This window comes from Nocardiopsis sp. MT53, from assembly GCF_019598965.1.
Classification (GTDB): domain Bacteria; phylum Actinomycetota; class Actinomycetes; order Streptosporangiales; family Streptosporangiaceae; genus Nocardiopsis; species Nocardiopsis changdeensis.
This window is the reverse complement of sequence record NZ_CP080599.1, coordinates 4,463,723-4,484,108: the sequence shown is the minus strand read 5'-3', so window position 1 is coordinate 4,484,108 and position 20,386 is coordinate 4,463,723. Positions and strand designations below refer to the sequence as shown.

The 20,386-nt window shown below is 73.9% G+C and carries 19 protein-coding genes and 1 pseudogene; 8 read left to right on the top strand and 12 right to left on the bottom strand.

The window, feature by feature from the left end:
• Positions 1–100: 100 nt before the first annotated feature.
• Entirely contained in the window at positions 101–982 is an 882-nt protein-coding gene (locus K1J57_RS19960; protein WP_255647208.1) for an SGNH/GDSL hydrolase family protein, read from the bottom strand.
• 739 nt (positions 983–1,721) lie between these two features.
• On the opposite strand from K1J57_RS19960, the gene K1J57_RS19955 reads away from it, so the two are divergent.
• Entirely contained in the window at positions 1,722–3,989 is a 2,268-nt protein-coding gene (locus K1J57_RS19955; RefSeq protein WP_220560087.1) for a hypothetical protein, read from the top strand.
• Positions 3,990–4,103: 114 nt separating this feature from the next.
• Positions 4,104–4,865, top strand: a complete 762-nt coding sequence (locus K1J57_RS19950) for a DUF2470 domain-containing protein (protein WP_370634462.1) — start codon at positions 4,104–4,106, stop codon at positions 4,863–4,865.
• Here the strand turns inward: K1J57_RS19950 and K1J57_RS19945 are convergent.
• A complete protein-coding gene (locus tag K1J57_RS19945) occupies positions 4,862–6,301 on the bottom strand; it encodes a PLP-dependent aminotransferase family protein (protein ID WP_220560086.1) in 1,440 nt (479 codons plus the stop codon). The two genes, K1J57_RS19950 and K1J57_RS19945, sit on opposite strands and share 4 nt — an antisense overlap.
• Here K1J57_RS19945 and K1J57_RS19940 point away from each other — a divergent pair.
• Positions 6,300–7,193: a DMT family transporter gene (locus K1J57_RS19940; protein WP_220560085.1), complete on the top strand. Its 894-nt coding sequence runs from the start codon at positions 6,300–6,302 to the stop codon at positions 7,191–7,193. The two genes, K1J57_RS19945 and K1J57_RS19940, sit on opposite strands and share 2 nt — an antisense overlap.
• 58 nt (positions 7,194–7,251) lie before the next feature.
• On the opposite strand, the gene K1J57_RS19935 is transcribed toward K1J57_RS19940, so the two are convergent.
• From K1J57_RS19935 to K1J57_RS19900, 8 genes are all read right to left on the bottom strand, one after another.
• The gene (locus K1J57_RS19935; RefSeq protein WP_220560084.1) at positions 7,252–7,629 is read right to left on the bottom strand and encodes a metal-sulfur cluster assembly factor; all 378 of its coding nucleotides are present in this window, start codon (positions 7,627–7,629) and stop codon (positions 7,252–7,254) included.
• The gene (sufU, locus tag K1J57_RS19930; RefSeq protein WP_220560083.1) at positions 7,629–8,105 is read right to left on the bottom strand and encodes a Fe-S cluster assembly sulfur transfer protein SufU; all 477 of its coding nucleotides are present in this window, start codon (positions 8,103–8,105) and stop codon (positions 7,629–7,631) included. The genes K1J57_RS19935 and sufU overlap by 1 nt, the downstream gene beginning before the upstream one ends.
• 93 nt (positions 8,106–8,198) lie before the next feature.
• Positions 8,199–9,497 carry a cysteine desulfurase gene (locus tag K1J57_RS19925; RefSeq protein ID WP_220560082.1) on the bottom strand — a complete coding sequence of 433 codons (1,299 nt, stop codon included), beginning with the start codon at positions 9,495–9,497 and terminating at the stop codon, positions 8,199–8,201.
• Between the two features lie 3 nt (positions 9,498–9,500).
• Complete coding sequence (gene sufC / locus K1J57_RS19920; protein WP_220560081.1) at positions 9,501–10,262, bottom strand: Fe-S cluster assembly ATPase SufC; 762 nt, start codon at positions 10,260–10,262, stop codon at positions 9,501–9,503.
• A gap of 7 nt (positions 10,263–10,269) precedes the next feature.
• On the bottom strand, positions 10,270–10,605 hold the full coding sequence (locus tag K1J57_RS19915; protein WP_220560080.1) for a non-heme iron oxygenase ferredoxin subunit: 336 nt from the start codon (positions 10,603–10,605) through the stop codon (positions 10,270–10,272).
• Positions 10,598–11,758, bottom strand: a complete 1,161-nt coding sequence (gene sufD / locus K1J57_RS19910) for a Fe-S cluster assembly protein SufD (RefSeq protein WP_220560079.1) — start codon at positions 11,756–11,758, stop codon at positions 10,598–10,600. The genes K1J57_RS19915 and sufD overlap by 8 nt, the downstream gene beginning before the upstream one ends.
• A gap of 1 nt (position 11,759) precedes the next feature.
• Positions 11,760–13,172, bottom strand: coding sequence for a Fe-S cluster assembly protein SufB (gene sufB / locus K1J57_RS19905; RefSeq protein WP_220560078.1), 1,413 nt, complete (start codon positions 13,170–13,172; stop codon positions 11,760–11,762).
• 28 nt (positions 13,173–13,200) lie between these two features.
• Positions 13,201–13,974: a metalloregulator ArsR/SmtB family transcription factor gene (locus K1J57_RS19900; protein WP_220560076.1), complete on the bottom strand. Its 774-nt coding sequence runs from the start codon at positions 13,972–13,974 to the stop codon at positions 13,201–13,203.
• A 330-nt stretch (positions 13,975–14,304) separates the two neighbouring features.
• Between K1J57_RS19900 and K1J57_RS19895 the strand changes: the two genes are divergently transcribed.
• The gene (locus K1J57_RS19895; protein ID WP_220560075.1) at positions 14,305–15,249 is read left to right on the top strand and encodes an ABC transporter ATP-binding protein; all 945 of its coding nucleotides are present in this window, start codon (positions 14,305–14,307) and stop codon (positions 15,247–15,249) included.
• Positions 15,246–16,082, top strand: a complete 837-nt coding sequence (locus K1J57_RS19890; RefSeq protein ID WP_220560074.1) for an ABC transporter permease — start codon at positions 15,246–15,248, stop codon at positions 16,080–16,082. The genes K1J57_RS19895 and K1J57_RS19890 overlap by 4 nt, the downstream gene beginning before the upstream one ends.
• A 169-nt stretch (positions 16,083–16,251) precedes the next feature.
• Here K1J57_RS19890 and K1J57_RS34170 read toward each other — a convergent pair.
• Positions 16,252–17,193, bottom strand: a pseudogene (locus K1J57_RS34170) (MFS transporter); the annotation flags it as partial.
• Positions 17,194–17,440: 247 nt separating this feature from the next.
• Here K1J57_RS34170 and K1J57_RS19885 point away from each other — a divergent pair.
• Positions 17,441–18,244, top strand: a complete 804-nt coding sequence (locus tag K1J57_RS19885; RefSeq protein WP_220560073.1) for an inositol monophosphatase family protein — start codon at positions 17,441–17,443, stop codon at positions 18,242–18,244.
• 19 nt (positions 18,245–18,263) lie between these two features.
• Here the strand turns inward: K1J57_RS19885 and K1J57_RS19880 are convergent, their stop codons facing one another.
• Positions 18,264–18,956 carry an RICIN domain-containing protein gene (locus K1J57_RS19880; protein ID WP_220560072.1) on the bottom strand — a complete coding sequence of 231 codons (693 nt, stop codon included), beginning with the start codon at positions 18,954–18,956 and terminating at the stop codon, positions 18,264–18,266.
• Between the two features lie 123 nt (positions 18,957–19,079).
• Between K1J57_RS19880 and K1J57_RS19875 the strand changes: the two genes are divergently transcribed.
• On the top strand, positions 19,080–19,448 hold the full coding sequence (locus K1J57_RS19875; protein WP_220560071.1) for a hypothetical protein: 369 nt from the start codon (positions 19,080–19,082) through the stop codon (positions 19,446–19,448).
• A gap of 6 nt (positions 19,449–19,454) precedes the next feature.
• Positions 19,455–20,357 (top strand): DMT family transporter, encoded by a 903-nt coding sequence (locus K1J57_RS19870; RefSeq protein ID WP_220565663.1) that lies wholly within the window; start codon positions 19,455–19,457, stop codon positions 20,355–20,357.
• The last annotated feature ends 29 nt before the right edge of the window (positions 20,358–20,386 follow it).

The window sequence follows — 20,386 nt, the reverse complement described above, 5'->3', positions numbered from 1 at the left end:
AACCCCGCCGGTCCGCCCGAAGCCGGGGCAGGGGCGCGGACGGGCCCGGGAACGGCGACGCCCCGCACCGGGGTCCGGGGCGGGGCGCGTGCGGCCGGGTTCAGCGCAGGGGCTCGGGGCCCTTGACGCCGGACGGGCTGTTGGTCGGCTGCTCGGCGGCCTCCTCCACCTGGGGCAGCGGGGAGCGGCCCTCGGCGATGGCGCGGGCGATACGCTCGCGGGACGCCTCGTCGTTGAGGTAGTCCAGCTCGGGGCGCTTGGGCAGCAGGCCGTCGCCCGAGGAGCGGCCCATGGCCCGGCGGCGCAGCCACGGCACCAGGTACTGGCGGGCCCAGCGACGGTTCTCCCGGCGGCGCAGGATGGCGGGCAGCTGCCGGGGCGGGGTGGTCCAGGGGTCGGTCCAGGACTCGCGCGGCCCCATCGGGAAGCCCAGCAGGTCGGCGATGCGGGCCGCGACGATCTGGTGGCCGGTGCCGTTGAGGTGGAGCCGGTCCTCGCTCCAGGCCCGGGGGTCGGTGAGGGCGTTGAGCGCCCACATGTCGACGATCTCGGTCCCGGTGCGCTCGGCGATCGCGCGCATGTGCATGCTGAACACGGCGATGCGGCCGCGGTAGTAGCGCAGCACGGGGATCCACCCGGTGTCGTGACCGGACAGGATCACGGTGCGGATGCCCGCGTCGCGCAGGCGGCGGATGCCCCGCTCGAACTCCTCGGCCAGGTCGTCCAGGTGGGTGCCCGGGCGCAGCACGTCGTTGCCGCCCGCCAGCACGGTGACCAGGTCGGGTTTCCACTCCAGGGTCCGGTCGAGCTGCTCGCCGAAGATGTGCTTCATACGGCGGCCGCGCACACCCAGGTTGGCGTAGCGGAAGTCCGCGGTCACCTGGCCCAGGTGCTCGGCGAGCCGGTCCGCGAAACCGCGGTACTGGCCGCCGGGACCGCTGTCGTCCTCCATCCCCTCGGTGATGCTGTCACCGATCGCCACATAGGACCGGATGGGCTCCGGTCTGCGCGCGGGAGCGGTCACGGGGGGATTCATCTCAAGGTCTGTCACGTCAACCAATCATCCGGCTCGACCGTCCCACGCCGACTGGGCGCCGTAGGGTGCGCGGGTACGGAATCCTGGTACGGGTCGCGGTGGGTCGCCCCCCGTCTCCGAAACACCGTCGACCCCTGCGGCCGCGGGGCGGCCACCCGGCTCGAAGGTCGTTCGGGCGAGGACAGTGCCCATCCAGCATACCCGGGACCGACGAAGGCGTGCCGGTCACCGAACGCGCTGGTGGGGCGCGCCTGCATCCTCCGTCTCCGGTAGTCCTCCCCCGTTGCGGGAACGGGGAGCAGGCGTGAAGGCTCCGTGAACAACAACGGCCGCACACCGGTGGAAGAGCCGAATGTCCTTTATGAGGTGGATCACATATTCTTGCAGTCGCATGTGCCCCCGTTCCCGTACCGGGGAGACGGCCGGCCCGCCGCCGGGGCGCCCTCCGCCCGGACCGGGACGGCCTGGGGGTACCCATGTGGCGTCAAGGGACGTACGATCTCCGAGAAGTGCTCACGGCACCCCTGTCCCCCGGCCGCCGTGCCCACCCCTGGCATCCCCGCCCGTCCTCCGGACGGGTCCCCCCAGCGGGTGAAGGGCGCGTACTGTGGTGCATCGAACCGAAGGCCCGTGCGGTTCCTCCCCAATTCACGTGCAGACACCAGGAGGTCGAGGTCCCCAGCGGATGAACGCCGTCTCTCCGATCTGCCTCGTCGACCTCGCACCCGCGCTGCGGTGGTCGAGGTCGCCGGACGTGGCTCCACTGCTCCACCATGACCGGTTGATCGACGGCTGGTGGCACTCGCTGCCGGTCGCCAGGGTCCTGGAGATCGCCGGTCCGCCCTGGCTGGCGCACGGGATCGCGCGCCTGGCCGTGGAGCAGTGGGCGCACGTGCCCCTGGCCGAGTTCCTGCCGAACCTGCGCTCCCAGGAAGTGCACTGCGAGGACCTCGCCGAGCCGGTGCGCAGCGCCGTGCTGTCGACGGCCGGCGACTGGGACCACCTCATCTCCAGCCCTCCCCAGGAGATCGGCTCCTGGCCCCTGGGCGACTGCCGCGTGATGGACGTGGTGAGCACCGTGGCCTGGCGGGCCCTGCAGCCCTGCGGCGACCTGCCCGGCGGCCCCGCCCCCTCGCCCGCGCTGATGCTGGAGGCGGTGCGCACCATCGCGCATTGGCTGCCCGACACCGCGCCCGAGCACGTGCGCAGCGCCCTGGACTACCTGACCACCGCCACCGGCTCCGACCAGGCCTCGGCCTCCGGGGGCGTCGGAGGCGACCCGACTCCGCCGCAGACCCCGGCCACCCGGGCCATCCGCACGCTGCGGGCGCTGCGCGCCCAGCGCGACGAGGAGCACCAGGAGGCCCCCCTGCCGGTCGCCGTCGGCGGGCACGAGCCGGTGCCGATGGCCATGGTGAGCTCCGCCGCGATGATCCCGGGGGCGGCGCTGGAGGCCGAGGTCTCGGCCGGGAACGGCGTGGGCGATCTGCGCTCGCAGTTCCGCAGCTCGCTGCTGGGTCCCGGGCGGACCCTGCGCAGACCCAGCTTCGGGCCGCCCAAGCACCGCCCCGAGCAGGAGGAGCGCCCGGCCGCCCCGGCCCTGGGCGAGCACCCCCTGGTGGACATGGTCGAGGAGATGTTCCGCTCCTGGCCCGACCTGGAGCGGACGGTGGCCGCCGAGCGCCTGTTCGCCACCGACCCCATCAGCATCCGGGTGCTGTCGGAGCAGATCGCCGTGGACGTCACCGACATCCGCGCCGCCCAGCGCAAGGTCGAGGAGCGGCTGCTGCGCTGGCTGAACTCGCCCGAGGGCGCACCCATCACCAAGCACCTGCGGGACCTGTCGGAGCAGCTGGGCACGGCCACCACGATCGACCGGCTGATCAACGCCCACCCCGACCACCCGGTGGAGGTGCCCACCCTGAACACGCCGCTGTGGCGGGTGGTCATCACCCTGTTCACCGACCGGCGCATGCACAACGGCTGGCTCATCGCCGACGACCCGGGCCGGCTGCGCTGGCAGACCCGCGAGCTGCTGGCCGACGGGCCGGGCCTGACCGAGGCGGGCATCCGGCTGGGCCGGATCGGCATCCGCCAGCAGGAGCTGCGCGCCTGGCTGCTCAGCACCCCCGGGGTGAGCCTGCAGGACGGGCGCGTGCTCGTGGACCCGTCGGTCCCGATGGAGGCGCCCGGCGGCCAGCCCGGGCACACCGCGGACGACTCGGGGGCCACCACGGAGAACGGGCTGCCGATCCGCCGCCGCCCCGACGGCCCGGGCCCGGCGCCGGAGCCCGTACGCCCCGCGCCCGCGCCGTTCGCGGCCCCCGCGGGCATGCGGATGCCCGCACCGCCGGAGCAGCCGCCGCCCGCCCCGGCCCCGATGGCACCGCCCGCCGCCCCGGCGCGGCCGGTCCCGGGCGACCCGGCCATGGCGGCCCGCTGCTTCCGGGCGCCCGACGGCCGGTGGTGGCACCGCATCGACATCACCGCCGACCACCTCAACGGCGCCCCGGTGGCGGTGCCCGCCGGGTACGCCACCCACCTGGGCCTGCAGCCGGGACGGCTCCTGTGCCTGACCGCGCCCGGCGCGGACCTGCTGGTCCTGGTCTGGCGCGACCAGCCCGCGTTCGACTCGCTGCGGCCGCTGCTGCGCCGCCAGGCCGCCCAGCCCGGCGACCGCGTCTTCATCACCGTGTCGGGCGACCGGCTGGACGCGCGCAAGCTGCCGGCGACCGACCTGAGCAACTACTCGCCGACCGCGCGGGCACTGCACCTGAGCGGCTACACGGCGCCGTCCTCCACCGAGGAGGCGCTCAAGATCCTCTCCCGCCGGATCACCGACAGCGACGAGCGGGCCCCGACCGATCCGCAGTCCCTGGTGGAGCTGCTCACCCGACGGGGCGACAACGACATCGCGGGCGAGCTGCGCGCCGGCCTGTTCGCCGCCCACTAGAACCCCACCGCCCAGGCCCCCGGTCCCCCGACCGGGGGCCTGGTTTTTTACCCTCCGGGACTTTCCCCCCGCCTCACCATTCTTGTAGGTTAGCCTTACCTAAGCATAGTTGAGGTGGTTCCCCTGCATACTTCCCGGCACCTGGCCCCCTCCCCGGCCGAACGCGCCAGAGCGGTCCTGGCCCGGCCCAACCCGGCCACCGTCACGACCCAGAGCGGCACCCTCCACCTCGTCGACCCGGCCTGCCACGTACACCCCGGCGGCACGGTGAGCCTGCTGCTCCCCGACCGCCACCACCTGCTGGACGAGATGTCCCGCGGGCGCACCGCGGCCACCGTCGAGTTCACGGACACCAGCGCGGTGGCGCTGCGCGACCCCACGCGCTCGCTGCTGTGGATCAGCGGCACCCTCACCGCGCTGGACGAGGCGACGGCGCGCATGCGGGCCCTGCGGCTGATCCGCGACGACCCCGACGAGCGCCTGCTCGACATCGGCCACGGCCGCACCATGGTCGCCATGGACCCCTACCTGGTGGTGCACTCCGACGCCGAGGGCTGCCACCTTCTCGGCAACGACGAGTTCCTCCGGGCCCGGCCGGACCCGCTGGGCCGCTGGGAGGGCCCCTGGCTGCGCCACCTGGAGGAGGACCACCCGGACCTGCTCGCCGCGCTGGCCGAGGCCTGCCCCGGGGACGTCCCCCCGGTCCCGCCCCGCCCCCTGGGCGTGGACCGCTACGGCCTGACCCTGCGCTTCGAGGGCCCCGACGGCGACCACGACGTCCGGCTGCCCTTCGGCCGCGCCGTCGAGGGCCCCGAGGAGGTCGCCGCCGAGGTGCACGCCCTGGCGGACCCGGCCGGCGCCCGCCGCCCCTTCTAGGCCGGGTCCCGGGCGGCGTCCAGGGCCGCCGCCAGCCGGACCGCCCCCTCGGCGGCCTCCTCCGGCCCCGAGGTGCCGGCGTAGGCCAGGCGCAGGTACGGCGCGGGCGGCTCCCCGGGGAAGAACGGCCTGCCGGACGCCGCCTTCACACCGGCCCGCTGCGCGGCCTCCGCGACGGCGTCCTCGTCGGTGCCGTCGGGCAGGCGCGCCCACACCTGGTAGCCGCCCGGCCGGAACACCTGCTCCACCGCCGGCGCCCGCTCCAGCAGGGCGGCCGCCACCGCCGTGCGCCGCCGGGTCAGCCCCTCGGCCAGCGCCCGCAGGTGCCGCCCCCAGGCCGGGGAGCCCACCAGCTCCAGGGCCGTCTCCTGGAGGACCCGGGGGACGAAGAGGGACTCCACCACCTGGACGGCGCGCAGCCGGCGCAGCACCGGCCCGCGCGCCGCCAGGGCGCCCACCCGCAGCCCGGGCGAGGACGCCTTGGTCAGCGAGTGGACGTGCACCACCGTCCCGTGCCGGTCGTCGGCGATCAGGGGCGGCGGCAGGGGCGGGGCGTCGGTGTGCGCCAGCCGCCGGGCGTAGTCGTCCTCCACCACGAACGCGCCCGCCTCCCGGGCGGCGCGCAGCACCCCGGCGCGGCGCTCGGGCGCCAGCACCGCCCCCGTCGGGTTGTGGAACAGGGGCTGGCACACCAGCACCCGGGCACCGGTGGCGGCGAACGCCTCGACCAGCAGTTCCACCCGCACCCCGTCCCGGTCCACCGGGACCGGCACCGGGCGCATGCCCAGGGACCGGGCGATGGCCAGCAGGCCCGGGTAGGTCGGCGACTCCACCAGGACCGGCGCCCCGGGCCGGGCCAGCGCCCGCAGCGCGGTGGACAGGGCGCTCTGCCCGCCCGCCGTGACCAGCACGTGCGAGGCGTCCAGCGAGGTCCCGTCGATCTCCCGGGCGAACCAGTCGCGCAGCTCCGCCACCCCCTCCAGCGGCGGGCTCCCCCACACGCCGGGGCGGCGGGCGGCCCGGGCCGCGGCGGCGGCCAGCTCCCGGTCCGGCCGCAGTGAGGCGTGCGGGTAGCCGCCGTTCAGCGGGACGACGCCGGCCGGGGCGGGGGCGAGGGTGGCGAGGAACCCGGAGTCGTCCGGGCCGCGCGGGACCCCGCCCGCCTCGGGCACCGCGTCCAGGGCGACCTCCTGCCAGGAGGTGTCCCGCACGGGCCGGCGCACGGGCTCGCCGGCCCGGAAGGAGCCCGCGCCGGGGCGGGTGACCACGAGTCCCTCGGCGACCAGGCGGGCCATCGCCCGGGAGAGGGTCACGGGCCCCACCCCGTGCCGCTCCACCAGGGTCCGGCTGGCGGGCAGCCGCTCCCCGGGAGCGTAGCGCTCGAACTCCCGACGCAGGGTCTCGGTCAGATCCCGGCCATTGCTACCCTTGTTCATGAAAGCACACGATAGCGCTACCACCAGTTCTTCGGTAGCGGTTCCGCACGGCGCCGTCCTGGCCCTCCTCGGAGTGGTCGCCTTCTCCTTCACCCTCCCCTCCACCGCCCTGGCCCTGGAGGGCTTCGGCCCGTGGACCACCGCCGTGCTGCGGGCCTCGGTCGCCGGGCTGATCGCGGCCGGATGCCTGGCCGCCGTCCGCGCGCCGCTGCCCACCCGCGCGCAGCTGCCCGCGCTGGCGGCGGTCGGCGCGGGCTGTGTGGTGGGCTTCCCACTGCTGACCTCCCTGGCGCTGGGGAACACGGGCGCGGGCGACGCCGCCGTGGTCGTCGGCCTGCTCCCGGTGACCACCGCCGTCCTGGCCACCCTCCTGGGCGGCACCCGCCACTCCCCCGCGTTCTGGATCGCCGCCGGGGTCGGCGCCGCGGCCGTGGCCGGGTTCACCCTCGCCCGCACCGGGGGCTCCCCCGGGCTCGGGGACCTGTTCCTGGCGGGCGCCCTGCTCGCCTGCGCCTACGGGTACGCCGAAGGCGGCCGCCTGGCGGCCTCGATGCCCGGCTGGCGGGTGATCGCCTGGGGCCTGGTGCTCACCCTGCCCCTCAGCCTGCCCGCCACCGCCGCCGCCCTGGTCCTGGAGCCGGCCGCGCCGACCCCCTCGGCGGTGGCCGGGCTGGTCTACCTCTCGCTGGTCAGCCAGTTCGGCGGGTTCGTCCCGTGGTACCGGGGCATGGGCCTGATCGGCGTCGCGCGGGCCGGGCAGATCCAGCTGGTCCAGCCCCTGCTCACCCTGACCTGGGCGGTGCTGCTCCTGGGCGAGCGGCCCGGCGCCGGCGCCCTGCCGACCGTCCTCGTGGTCCTGGCCTGTGTGGCCGTCACCCAGAAGGCCCGCTGACACGGCGACGGGCCGGACACCCCGCGAGGGTGCCCGGCCCGTTCGGCCGTCGGACGGATCAGACGTTGAAGCCCAGCATGCGCAGCTGGTCGCGCCCGTCGTCCGTGATCTTGTCCGGACCCCACGGCGGCATCCAGACCCAGTTGATCTTGACCTCGCGCTCGAACTCCTCCAGCGCGCTGGTGGCCTGGTCCTCGATCACGTCCGTGAGCGGGCAGGCGGCGCTGGTGAGGGTCATGTCCAGGGTGATCACCGAGTCGTCGGCGTTCACCCCGTACAGCAGCCCCAGGTCGACGACGTTGACGCCGAGCTCGGGGTCGATGACGTCCTTGAGGGCCTCACCGATCTCCTCGACGAGCGCCTCGGCCTCGGGGGACAGCGGGACCTCGGCCGGTGCGGCCTCGGTCGTCGTGGTCTCGTTCTCGCTCGCTGACATCAGACGCCTTCCTTCTCCAGGGACTGCGCTACCGCGTCCTTCCACGCCATCCATCCGAGGAGGGCGCACTTGATCCGGGCCGGGTACTTGGACACCCCGGCGAACGCGACCGCGTCCTCCAGGACCTCCTCGTCGGGTTCGCCCTTGCCCTTGGAGTGCATGAGCTCGTTGAAGGCCTCCAGGGTCCGCATCCCCTCGGCCACCGTGCGCCCGATCAGCAGGTCGGTCAGCACCGACGTGCTGGCCTGGCTGATCGAACAGCCCATGCCCTCGTAGGAGACGTCGCTGACCAGTGCCCGGTCGTCCAGCGTTCCGTCCCCCTGCGCCGGGGTCAGCGCCACCCGGAGCGTCACCTCGTCCCCGCAGGTGGGGTTGATGTGGTGCGCCTCGGCGTTGTGCGGATCCCGCAGCCCCTTGTGGTGCGGGTTCCGGTAGTGGTCCAGGATGATCTCCTGGTACATCGCGTCCAGCTGCATGTGCGGGTCTTCCTCGTCGTTCTTCCGCCCTGCGTTCCGCCGCGGGCGGGTCCGGGGTCTGCGGGGCCCGGACCCGTCCGCGGGACGCGGGCCCTAGCCCCGGGTTCCGAAGAACTCCTGCGCGGCCCTGACGGCCGCCACGAGAGCGTCCACGTCCTCCGTGGTGTTGTAGAGGTAGAACGACGCGCGCGTGGTGGAGTGCACGCCCAGGGCGCGGTGCAGCGGCCAGGCGCAGTGGTGTCCCACCCGGACCTCCACCCCGCGGTCGTCGAGCACCTGCCCGAGGTCGTGCGGGTGGATGCCCTCCACCTCGAAGGACACCGCGCCGCCGCGGTCCACGGCGTCCGCGGGGCCGATGAGGCGCAGCCCCTCGACGTCGGAGAGCGCCTTGAGCGCGTACTCCACCAGCGTGTGCTCGTGGGCGGCGATGCGGTCCATGCCCACGGCCGACAGGTAGTCGCAGGCCGCGGCCAGGGCCACCGCCTGCGGCGCCATCGGCACCCCGGCCTCGAACCGCTGCGGCGGCTCGGCCCAGGTGGAGTACTCCATGTGGACCACACCGATCATGGACCCGCCGGTGATGAACGGCGGCATGGCCTCCAGCAGCTCCCGGCGCCCCCACAGGACGCCGATGCCGTTGGGCCCGAGCATCTTGTGCCCGGAGAAGGCCAGGAAGTCCACACCCAGCTCCGCCACGTCCACCGGCATGTGCGGCACCGACTGGCAGGCGTCCAGCACCGTCAGGGCCCCCACCTCGCGGGCCCGGGCGACGATGTCGGCCACCGGGTTGACGGTGCCCAGCACGTTGGACTGGTGCGTGAAGGCGACCACCCTGGTGCGCTCGCCGACGAGGGTGTCGAGGTCCGAGAGGTCCAGCCGGCCCTGGTCCGTCACCGGGAACCACCGGAGGGTGGCCCCGGTGCGACGGCACAGCTCCTGCCAGGGCACCAGGTTGGCGTGGTGCTCCATCTCGGTCACGACGATCTCGTCGCCGGGCCCCACCTGGAAGCGGCGCAGGCCCTCGTCCGCCGTGGCGGCGTTGCCCATCGCGTACGCGACGAGGTTGACCGCCTCGGTGGCGTTCTTGGTGAACACCACCTCTCCGGCGTCGGCGCCGATGAAGCGGGCGATGGTCTCCCGCGCCGCCTCGTAGGCGTCGGTCGCCTCCTCCGCGAGCTGGTGCGCACCGCGGTGCACCGCCGCGTTGTGGCGTTCGTAGAACTCACGCTCGGCGTCCAGCACCTGGCGGGGCTTCTGCGAGGTCGCCCCGGAATCCAGGTACACCAGCGGACGCCCGTCGCGGACGGTCCGGGACAGGATCGGGAAATCCTTCCGGATCGCCGCGACGTCGAGCGGGCCTGGGGCCCCACCGAACTCGCGGACCGTGGTCATGGGTTATGCGCCCGCCTTCACGAAACGCTCGTAGCCCTCGGCCTCCAGGGTGTCGGCCAGCTCGGAGCCGCCGGACTCGGCGATGCGGCCGTTGGCGAAGACGTGGACGTGGTCCGGCTTCACGTAGTTGAGGATCCGGGTGTAGTGCGTGATGAGCATGACGCCCAGGTCGTTGTTCTCCTTGGCGCGGTTGACGCCCTCGGAGACGACCTTGAGCGCGTCGACGTCCAGGCCGGAGTCGGTCTCGTCCAGGATCGCGACCTTCGGCTTGAGCAGCTCCAGCTGGAGGATCTCGTGGCGCTTCTTCTCGCCGCCGGAGAAGCCCTCGTTGACGCCGCGGGCGGCGAACGCCGGGTCGATGGACAGGTCCTTCATCGCGCCCTGCAGCTCCTTGGAGAACTGGCGGAGCTTGGGGGCCTCGCCGCGCACCGCGGTGACGGAGCTGCGCAGGAAGTTGGACATGGACACGCCCGGGACCTCGACCGGGTACTGCATGGCCAGGAAGACGCCGGCGCGGGCGCGCTCGTCCACGCTCATGTCGAGGATGTTCTCGCCGTCGAGGAGGACCTCGCCGTCGGTGATCTCGTAGCGCGGGTGCCCGGCGATGGCGTAGGCCAGAGTGGACTTGCCCGAGCCGTTGGGGCCCATGATGGCGTGGGTCTCACCGGAGTTGATGGTGAGGTCGACGCCCTTGAGGATCTCTCGGCGCTCGTCCTCGCCGATCAGGACGTCGGCGCGCAGACCGCGGATTTCGAACTTCGTCATTTCAGCCTCAGGAATTCTTCTCGTCCAACGACACGAGCACGTCGTCGCCGTCGATCTTCACGTCGTAGGTGGGGACCGGCCGGGTGGCGGGCGGGTTGATCGGCGCCCCCGAGCGCAGGTCGAAGCAGGAGCCGTGCAGCCAGCACTCGATGGTGCCGTCCTCGACCTCGCCCTCGGACAGGCGGACCTCCGCGTGCGAGCACACGTCCCGCAGCGCGAACACCTCGCCCTCGGACCGGACCAGTGCGATGGGCGTCTCGTCGTCGGTCTCGACCCCGAGGACCCCCTCCTCGGGGATCTCGGCGAGCTCGGCGACCTTCACCCAGCGACCGGCGTCACTCATGCGCGGCCAGCTTCCGCTCGACCTTGGCCATGATCTCCTCGGCGAGCTCCTCGACCGGGATGCGGTTGATGAGCTCCAGGAAGTAGCCGCGGATGACCAGGCGGCGCGCCTCGTCCTCCGGGATGCCGCGCGAACGCAGGTAGAACAGGTGGATGTCGTCGAGGCGACCGCTGGCGGCGGCGTGGCCGGCGCCCTCCACCTCACCGGTGAAGATCTCCAGGTTCGGCACCGAGTCCACGCGGGTGTCGTCGGTGAGCTGGAGGTTGCGGTTGTGCTCGTAGGAGTCCGTGCCGGTGGTGCCCTCGCCGATGATGACGTCGCCGATCCACACACCGTGGGCGCCCTTGCCGCTCAGCGCACCCTTGTACTCCACCCGCGAGCGCGTGTTGGAGATGTTGTGGTCGATGAGCGAGCGGTGCTCGTGGTGCTGGTCGTCGCCGGTGAAGTACAGGCCGTGCAGCTCGGCGTTGCCGCCGCGCCCCTTGTAGGCCACCTTCGGGGAGAGCCGGACCAGGTCGCCGCCGAGCGTGACGACGATCGACTTGAACGTGGCGTCCTTCTCGACCTGGGCGTTGTGCTGGGTGACGTCGACGGCGTCGCGGTCCCAGTCCTGGAGGCTGACCAGGGTCAGCCGGGCGCCCTCGCCGACGTGGACGTCCACGCTGCCGGCGCGCACGCCGGTGCCGGTCTGCTCCAGGACGACGATCGCCTCGGCCAGCGGCTGGACGTCGATGACGAACTGGTCGTAGCGGGTGCCCCCCTGGGCCTCGCGCCTGATCGTGACCGGGCGGTCCGGCGCGGCGCCGCGGGCGACGGTCACCACCGTGGCCTGCTCGAAGGACGAGTAGGCCTGGGCGATGACGCGGTCGGCCGGCATGCCGGCGGTGCCCAGACGGGCGTCGTCACGGCCGACGGTCTCGACGGTGACGCCCTCGGGGGCGTCGATGTCGACCTTGTCGGTGCCGTCGGCGACGGCGCTGCCGTCGTGCAGGCCCTTGAGGCGGCGCAGCGGGGTGAACCGCCACTCCTCCTCGCGGCCGTTGGGGACGGGGAAGTCGTTCACGTCGAAGGACCCGTGGGTCGCGAGCTTGGAGAACGGGATGTCCCCGAGGCCGTGGCTGTGGGCCTTGGGTTCGATGCTCGGGCCGGTCAACTTAACCAACCGCTCCTTCCATCTGAAGCTCGATCAGCCGGTTCAGTTCCAGCGCGTACTCCATGGGCAGCTCGCGCGCGATGGGCTCGACGAACCCGCGCACGATCATGGCCATGGCCTCGTCCTCGTCCATGCCCCGGCTCATCAGGTAGAAGAGCTGGTCCTCGCTGACCTTGGAGACGGTCGCCTCGTGCGCGAGCTCGGCGTCGTCCTCGCGCAGGTCGTTGTAGGGGTAGGTGTCCGAGCGGCTGATGGTGTCGATCAGCAGCGCGTCGCACTTGACGGAGGACTTGGCGTTGTGGGCGCCCTCCTGCACCTGCACCAGGCCCCGGTAGGAGGCGCGGCCCCCGCCGCGGGCCACCGACTTGGAGATGATGGTGGAGGAGGTGTTGGGCGCGCAGTGCACCATCTTGGAACCGGTGTCCTGGTGCTGGCCCTCGCCCGCGAAGGCGATGGACAGGGTCTCGCCCTTGGCGTGCTCGCCCATCAGGTAGACGGCCGGGTACTTCATGGTCACCTGGGAGCCGATGTTGCCGTCGATCCACTCCATGGTCGCGCCCTCTTCGGCGATGGCGCGCTTGGTGACCAGGTTGAAGACGTTGTTCGACCAGTTCTGGATGGTCGTGTACCGGCAGCGGGCGTTCTTCTTGACGATGATCTCGACGACCGCGGAGTGCAGCGAGTCCGACTTGTAGATCGGCGCGGTGCAGCCCTCGACGTAGTGGACGTAGGCGCCCTCGTCGACGATGATCAGCGTCCGCTCGAACTGGCCCATGTTCTCGGTGTTGATCCGGAAGTAGGCCTGGAGCGGGATCTCCACGTGCACGTTCTTGGGCACGTAGATGAAGGAGCCGCCGCTCCACACGGCGGTGTTGAGCGCGGCGAACTTGTTGTCGCCGGCCGGGATCACCGTGCCGAAGTACTCCTGGAACAGCTCCGGGTGCTCCTTCAGAGCGGTGTCGGTGTCCAGGAAGATGACGCCCTGCTCCTCCAGGTCCTCGCGGATCTGGTGGTAGACGACCTCGGACTCGTACTGCGCGGCCACACCGGCGACCAGGCGCTGCTTCTCCGCCTCGGGGATGCCCAGCTTGTCGTAGGTGTTCTTGATGTCCTCGGGCAGCTCCTCCCAGGAGGTGGCCTGCTTCTCCGTGGACCGCACGAAGTACTTGATGTTGTCGAAGTCGATCTTGGACAGGTCCGCGCCCCAGTTGGGCATGGGCTTCTTGTCGAAGAGCTTCAGCGACTTGAGGCGGAGCCTGGTCATCCACTCCGGCTCGTCCTTCTTGGCGGAGATGTCGCGGACGACCTCTTCGTTCAGACCGCGGCGGGCCGAGGCACCGGCCTGGTCGGAGTCGGCCCAGCCGTACTCATAGTTACCGATCCCTTCGAGTTCGGGATGCGCGATAGACGTCATGCGCGGACTCCTCCTGGACTCAGACGTCCTAGTGGTGTTGCAATCCTCCGCCCGCCGTGCGGCGGGCGCTGGTGGGCGCGGGGGCGTGGTCGTCCCCGCCCGCCCCGTCGTCACCCCTGGGGGTGACGTGCGTGGTGCACACACCGTCGCCGTGGGCGATGGTGGCCAACCTGCGCACCGGGGTGCCCAGAAGCCGCGCGAAGGCCTCGATCTCGGCCTCGCAGAGTTGCGGGAACTCGGCTGCGACGTGGGCGACAGGGCAGTGGTGCTGGCACAGCTGGTCGCCGCCTCCGGGGGCCGGCGCCCGGCCGGCGGTGGCGGCGTAGCCGTCGTTGGACAGGGCCTCGGCCAACAGCCGGACGCGCTGTTCGGGTGGAACGGCGTCGAGCAGCGGCTCGTAGCGCCTCTCCAGGTCGGCGACCTGACTGCGGGCGAACTCCCCGACGGCCTCGGGGCCGGCGGTCTCCGCGAGGAAGCGGAGCGCGCTGGTGGCGAGGTCGTCGTAGGCGTGGACGAAGGCGTCGCGACCGGCCTCGGTGATGGCGAAGACGCGCGCGGGGCGCCCCCTGCCGCGTCGGCCGCCCGGGGGCCGGGCGTCGCGTGCCTCGACCATGCCCTCGCCGGTCAGGTTGTCGAGGTGGCGGCGGATGGCCGCCGGGGTCAGGCCGAGCCGCTCGCCCAGGGCGGAGGCGGTGATCGGCCCCTGCTCCAGGATGAGCCGGGCCACGCGCGCGCGGGTGCCGGTCTCGGCCCCGCGTTCGGGCCCGGTCAGGGGGCGGGGTACGTTGGCGGCGTCGGGCACGACGATCCCTCCCCTCGACGACTGCTCCTGGTTTTGACAACATCAGTGTGGCGTAAATCAGTCCGTCGTGGCAAACCCGCTTTCATGCCCTTCGTCACCAAGGTCAGGCTTGCCTAACTGGGAGTTCGCCACAACGGGGCCGCCCCGGGAAAAGCGCAGGTCATCCCACCTCCGACCGATCGTCTCGCCGAATGAGACCGCCATCCCGCCATGCGGACACCCCGTCCGCCCCTCCCCCGGGGCGCGCCGCCGCCCCGCCGCTCCCCGCGCCGCCCCCGTGCGCGCGGGGCGGTGAAGGGCCTCGCGCGGGCGCACGTAGACTCTGGGCCCATGGACACAGCCGCCGTCGAGGTCGTCGACCTGGTCAAGCGCTACGGCGCCACCACCGCCGTCTCCGGCCTCACCTTCCGGACGCGCCGGGGCGCGGTGACCGCCCTGCTCGGACCCAACGGTGCGGGCAAGACCAGCACCATCGAGATCTGCGAGGGCTTCCGCCGCGCCGACGGCGGAAGCGTGCGGGTGCTGGGCCTGGACCCGGTCTCCGACGCCGACGCGCTCAAGCCCCGCGTCGGGGTCATGCCCCAGTCCGGCGGCGTGCCCACCGGGGCCCGCGCGGCCGAGTGGCTGCGCCTGATGGCCTCCTTCCACGCCTCCCCCGTGTCCCCGGACCTGCTGCTGGAGCGGCTGGGCCTGACCTCGGTGTCGCGCACCCCGTTCCGCCGCCTGTCGGGCGGGCAGCAGCAGCGCCTGTCGCTGGCCTGCGCCGTGGTCGGCCGCCCCGAACTGGTCTTCCTCGACGAGCCCACCGCGGGCCTGGACCCCCAGGCGCGGATGGCCACCTGGGACCTGGTCGCCGAACTGCGCGAGGCGGGCGTGGCCGTCATCCTCACCACGCACCACATGGAGGAGGCCGAGCGCCTCGCCGACCACGTGGTCATCATCGACCGCGGTGCCGTCGTGGCCGAGGGCACCCCCGCCGAACTGGCCGGGGGCCGCCGCGAGGTGTGCTTCTCCACCGACACCCCCGTCGACGCCGACGCCCTGCGGGAGGCACTGCCCGCCGGGACCCGGATCTCCTCCGCGCGCGGCGCGGGCGGCCGGAGCGAGTACGTGATCGGCACCGACGACCCCGGGGCGCTGGGCCCGGAGTTCCTCGCCACGGTGACCGCCTGGTGCGCGTCCGCCGGCGTCCTGGCCGAGGACCTGCGCGTGCGACGGCGTACCCTCGAAGACGTCTTCCTCGAACTCACCGGCAGGGAACTGCGCGAATCATGAGCGAGCACATCTCCAGCACCGCCGCGCCCGCGCCGGGCGCCGCGCGCCCGGCGGACGGGGCCGCGTCCCCGTTCGCCCCCGCCCCCGGCGCCGCGCCGATGTGGCGGATGGTCGCCGCGCAGGCCGGGATGGAACTGCGGGTGATGCTGCGCCACGGCGAGCAGTTCCTGCTGACCATGGTCATCCCCGTGCTGCTGCTGGTCGGCTTCAGCCTCACCTCCGTCCTGGACGTCGGCGAGGGCCCCCGGGTGGACGCGCTCACCCCGGGCGTCCTGGCGCTGGCGATCATGTCGACGTCGTTCACCGGGCTGGCCATCGGCACCGGGTTCGAGCGCCGGTACGGGGTGCTCAAGCGGCTGGGCGCCACCCCGCTGTCCCGGTTCGGGCTGCTGGCCGCCAAGACGCTGGCCGTGCTGGGCGTGCAGGTCATCCAGGTCGCGGTGCTGTGCGCCGTGGCGCTGGCGCTGGGCTGGGCCCCGGCGGTGTCGTTCGGCGGCGCGGCCGCGGCGGCCGCCCTGGTGCTGCTGGCGACCGCCGCGTTCAGCTCGCTGGCGCTGCTGATGGCCGGGACGCTGCGGGCCGAGGCCACGCTGGCCGGGGCCAACCTGGTCTACATCCTGCTGCTGGGGCTGGGCGGGGTGCTCTTCCCCGTCAGCGCGTTCCCCGGCCCGCTGGAGGCGGTGTCCTCGGCGCTGCCGATCACCGCTCTGAGCGAGGGGCTGCGGGCGGTGCTGGCGGACGGCTCCCTTCCCTCGGCGGGCTCGTTCGCGGTCCTCCTGGTGTGGGCCGTCGTCGGCGGGGCGCTGGCCGCCCGCCTCTTCCGCTGGGAGTGAGCACCGCGGCCCCGGCCGCGAGCAGGGGCACGGCCACCAGGGGCAGGGCCGCGACCAGGTAGCCCTGGGCGGGTGCGACCAGGGAGACGAGCACTCCCGCCGCCGCGCCGCCCGCGGACGCCCCGGCGTTGTAGGCGGTGTTGACCCACGTGCCCGCCCGGACCGCCCGCCCCGGCCCCGCCGCCGCGTCGGCCGCCAGGTAGGCGGTGGTGATCGCCGGGGTGGCCAGGACGCTCGCGGCGAAGAGCACGGCGCACAGCGTGAGCGGCCCGGACGCGGTCGCGGCCAGGAGCGTCGCCGCCCCGGCGCCCAGTCCGAGTCCGGCGAGACGGGCCTGCGGCCCCCGCCGCCACAGCACGGCCCCGTAGGCCAGGCCGCCGACGACCCCGCCCGCGGTCTGGGCCGCCTCGAACCACACCAGCAGCGCGGCGCCGCCGTGGCGCTCGGCGAAGGCGACGTGCACCAGCCCGGCCGCGCCCAGGGTCAGGCCCAGCGCCGCCGCCGTCGCCATCACGGGCAGCAGGGCCCGCCAGGGCGGCGGGCCGCCGTCCGGGGCCGGGTCCCCCTCCTCCCGCGGCCGCCGCCGTGCCAGGGGCGCGCCCGCCAGCGGGACGGCCCCGGCCACCAGCAGGAGCGCGGCCCCGGCCAGGCCGGCCGCGGGCGGCGCGAACGGCAGCAGCGCGCCCAGCAGCAGCGGACCGGCGAGGAAGACCGCCTCCTCCACGACCGAGTCCAGGCTGTAGGCCCGCTGGCGCAGGCCGTCGCGGTCGTGGAAGAGACGGCTCCACAGGGTGCGGGTGACCGGCCCCAGCGGCGGGATCACCACTCCGATGAGCGCGGGCAGGGCGATCAGGGACCAGGCGGGGGCGCCCGGCCGCCAGGTCAGGAACGCCAGGGCGAGCAGGCCGGCGGCGGCCAGGAACGCCATCGGGACCAGGGCGCGCGGCATGCCGTGGCGGTCGATGAGACGGGCCCGGGCCGGCGCCAGGGCCGTGGCGGAGGCGCCGTAGGCGGCGGTGGCCGCGCCGACCACCGCGTAGGAGTCGGCCGCGGCGGTGACGGACAGGACCAGGGCCAGGCCCAGCAGGCCGAAGGACAGGCGCCCGAGCATGGCGGGCGCGAAGAAGCGGACCGCTCCGGGCGTGCGCAGGACGGCACGGTAGGAGTCGGCCCCGTGGGGCGAGGACATGGGTGTGTTCCCTCAGGGGGCGGCGGCGCGCGGGCGCCGCGGACGTGCGTGGACACCGGAGGGACCGCGGGCGCGGAGGGCGCGGCGGTCCGGTGTCGGTCTACGCACGGGGGTGGAACACGGGGCCAGGCTACCAGGCGTGTCGGGGCCCGGTCCTAGGATGGCGGGCATGATCGACATGGACGCGGTGACCGGAATCCTGCGCGATGCGGCCCGCGAGGTGATCCTGCCCCGGGCCCGCTCGCTGTCCGAGGGCGAGGTCATGGAGAAGGGCCCCGGCGAGCTGGTCACCGTCGTCGATCAGGAGGCGGAGCGGGTCATCACGGCCCGGCTGCGGGGGCTGGTGGACGCCCCGGTGGTGGGCGAGGAGGCGGTGGCCGCCGACCCCTCGCTGGTGGAGGCGCTGCGCACCGAGCCGGTGGTGTGGCTGGTGGACCCGCTGGACGGGACCCGCAACTTCGTCGAGGGCCGCCGCGAGTACGGGGTGATGGCGGCCCTGGTGCACGGCGGGGAGACCGTCGCTGCGTGGATCGTGCAGCCCGAGTGGGACCGCGCCTACGCCGCCGAACGCGGGGCGGGCGCCTGGCGCGACGGGACGCGGCTGCGCCGCGATCCGGCGCCGACCGACCCCGGGCGGCTGCGCGGTTCGGTGCTCACGCGCTTCCTGGCCCCGGAGGCCAGGCGGCACGTGGAGGCGTCGGTGCCGCGGTTCGCCGGGGTGGACGGCGGCGCGCACTGCTCCGCCGTCGACTACCCGCTGCTGTGCGAGGGCTCCCGGGACTTCCTGCTGTTCCACCGGACCCTGCCCTGGGACCACGCCCCCGGCGCGCTGCTGCTGGCCGAGGCGGGCGGGGTGTCGCGGCGGCCGGACGGGACGCCCTACCGGCCCGACCAGGGCCCGGACGTGCTGGGGCTGCTGAACGCCGCCGACGAGACCTGCTGGAAGACGGTGCGCGAGCTGCTGCTGCCCTGACCGGCGAGGGGGGCCGTGCTCAGCCCAGGGGGACGAGCCGCCACTGCTGGAAGGCGTGCCCGCCGTCGGGGGCCTGGACCACGGGGGTCCCGTTGTCCGGGGCGCCGCCCTGGCCCTCCAGGGCCTGGCCGGTGGCCCGGTTCACCAGGCGGACGACGCCGCCGCCCGCGTCGACGACGGTCCAGTGCTGGTTGGTCGCCCCGGTGCTGGTGAGCAGGGTGGCCGCGGCCTGGGCGGCCGCGTCGGCGGGGACCTCCAGGACCTTCCCGCTGCCCACGCCCGTGATCTCGTAGAACCCGCCCTCGACCGGCGCGAACCGCCACTGCTGGTTGGCCTGGTCGTGCCGGTCCCACAGGTGGACCGCGGCGCCGTTGCCGGTGGCGGCTTGGGCGACGTCCAGGACGCGGCCGCCGTGCACGTTCTGGAGGACGTAGACGGTCTCGGGGTCGATGCCCGCGGGGTGGGTGGGCTCCTCGGAGGGCTCCGGAGAGGGCTCGGGGGACTCCTCCGGCTCCGCGGGCTGGACCAGGACGCCCGAGACGGCGATCACCCCCTCCTCGGCGCGCGCGCTGTCGGAGGCGAACAGCCCGCCCACGTAGCCGAGGATGGCGGCGATGAGGACCAGGGCGGTGGCGCCGGCCAGCACCGGCCAGTGGGGTATGTACCGTTCCGTTGCGGCTCGGGGGGCGTCGCTGCGGCGGGATCGGGACATGGGGAACAGGGCTCCAGTGGGCGGGGTACGGTCCACCAGGAAGCATGTCATACCGTTTCGCTCCCTTCGTTCGTGTTCCCCCTGGAATCGGGGAACACGGGGCGTTCTCGGTAGGGTCCCCGCATGGAAGCCCTCGGAGTCCCGTGGTTCATGTCCGTGCGCCTGCTCGGGCCGCCCCTGCTCCTGCTCGTGGTCGGCGGGGCCCTGCTGCTGTGGCGGCGGCCGGGCCGCTCGAAGGCGGTCTGGGCGGCGCTGGCGGTGAACCTGCTGGCGGCTGCGCTGCCGTTCCTGTGGATCGGGGTGCAGGCCGTCACCGACCAGGCGGAGCGGACGGTGTACGGGCTGGTGATGACGCTGCTCCAGCCGTCGGTGTCCCTGGTGGCCTGGGGGCTGCTGCTGTGGGCGGCGGTCTTCCCGGCCCGCGCCCCGGACGGCGCGGCGGCCGCGCGGGAGGGCGGGCGCCCGGAGCACGAGTCACAAAACATAGGATGAATGACCATGGGCACCCCGACCACACCGAAGGCACCGTTCTCCCTGCGCACCGCGGCGGACGCGGTGCCGCCCGTCTGGCTGGTGCTCATCGGCATCGTCTCGGTGCAGACCGGCGCCGGGGTGGCCAAGAACCTGTTCGAGGTGCTGCCGCCCGCCGCCGTGGTCTGGCTGCGGCTGCTGACCGCCGCCGTGCTGCTCGGCCTGGTGGTGCGCCCCGCCTGGAAGGCGTACACGCGCGGCGACTGGCTGGTGGTGATCGGCTACGGCGTGGCGCTGGCCACGATGAACTTCTTCATCTACCAGGCGTTCGCGCGCATCCCCCTGGGCATCGCGGTGACCATCGAGTACCTGGGCCCGCTGGCGATCGCGGTTCTGGGCTCGCGCCGCCGCGTCGACCTGCTGTGGGCGGGCCTGGCCGGGCTGGGCGTGGCGGCCCTGGGCCTGGAGTCGGGCTCCCTCGACCCGCTCGGCATCCTGTTCGCGGCGCTGGCCGCGGTGTCGTGGGCCGGGTACATCCTGCTCAGCGCCGCCACCGGCCGGCGGTTCGACGGGGCGTCGGGGCTGGCGATCGCCGGCGTGGTGGGCGCGCTGCTGATGGCCCCGGCGGGCATCGCCCAGGGCGGGGCCGCGCTGCTGGACTGGCGGGTGCTGCTGTTCGGCCTGGCGGTGGGCGTGCTCTCGTCGGTGGTCCCCTACACCCTGGAGCTCAACGCCCTGCGCCGGATGCCGCCGCGGGTGTTCGGCGTGCTGATGAGCCTGCAGCCGGCCGCCGCCGCCCTGGTCGGCCTGGTCCTGCTGGGCGAGATGCTCACCGTCTGGCAGTGGCTGGCGGTGGGCTGCGTCATCCTCGCCAGCGCGGGCTCCACCCGCACCTCCGCCTCCTCCGGAACCGCCGAGCAGTCGCCGTAGGCGCAGGTCGCACACGTCGGCGGGGGCGC

Bases quoted from the DNA above. Each gene is read 5' to 3' on its own strand.
- K1J57_RS19925 (WP_220560082.1), bottom strand. From the start codon at position 9,497: ATGACCACGGTCCGCGAGTTCGGTGGGGCCCCAGGCCCGCTCGACGTC.
- K1J57_RS19940 (WP_220560085.1), top strand. From the start codon at position 6,300: ATGAAAGCACACGATAGCGCTACCACCAGTTCTTCGGTAGCGGTTCCG.
- K1J57_RS19945 (WP_220560086.1), bottom strand. From the start codon at position 6,301: ATGAACAAGGGTAGCAATGGCCGGGATCTGACCGAGACCCTGCGTCGG.
- K1J57_RS19915 (WP_220560080.1), bottom strand. From the start codon at position 10,605: ATGAGTGACGCCGGTCGCTGGGTGAAGGTCGCCGAGCTCGCCGAGATC.
- sufC (WP_220560081.1), bottom strand. From the start codon at position 10,262: ATGACGAAGTTCGAAATCCGCGGTCTGCGCGCCGACGTCCTGATCGGC.
- sufB (WP_220560078.1), bottom strand. From the start codon at position 13,172: ATGACGTCTATCGCGCATCCCGAACTCGAAGGGATCGGTAACTATGAG.
- K1J57_RS19955 (WP_220560087.1), top strand. From the start codon at position 1,722: ATGAACGCCGTCTCTCCGATCTGCCTCGTCGACCTCGCACCCGCGCTG.
- K1J57_RS19935 (WP_220560084.1), bottom strand. From the start codon at position 7,629: ATGTCAGCGAGCGAGAACGAGACCACGACGACCGAGGCCGCACCGGCC.
- K1J57_RS19885 (WP_220560073.1), top strand. From the start codon at position 17,441: ATGATCGACATGGACGCGGTGACCGGAATCCTGCGCGATGCGGCCCGC.
- K1J57_RS19870 (WP_220565663.1), top strand. From the start codon at position 19,455: ATGGGCACCCCGACCACACCGAAGGCACCGTTCTCCCTGCGCACCGCG.
- K1J57_RS19880 (WP_220560072.1), bottom strand. From the start codon at position 18,956: ATGTCCCGATCCCGCCGCAGCGACGCCCCCCGAGCCGCAACGGAACGG.
- K1J57_RS19875 (WP_220560071.1), top strand. From the start codon at position 19,080: ATGGAAGCCCTCGGAGTCCCGTGGTTCATGTCCGTGCGCCTGCTCGGG.
- K1J57_RS19890 (WP_220560074.1), top strand. From the start codon at position 15,246: ATGAGCGAGCACATCTCCAGCACCGCCGCGCCCGCGCCGGGCGCCGCG.
- K1J57_RS19895 (WP_220560075.1), top strand. From the start codon at position 14,305: ATGGACACAGCCGCCGTCGAGGTCGTCGACCTGGTCAAGCGCTACGGC.
- sufU (WP_220560083.1), bottom strand. From the start codon at position 8,105: ATGCAGCTGGACGCGATGTACCAGGAGATCATCCTGGACCACTACCGG.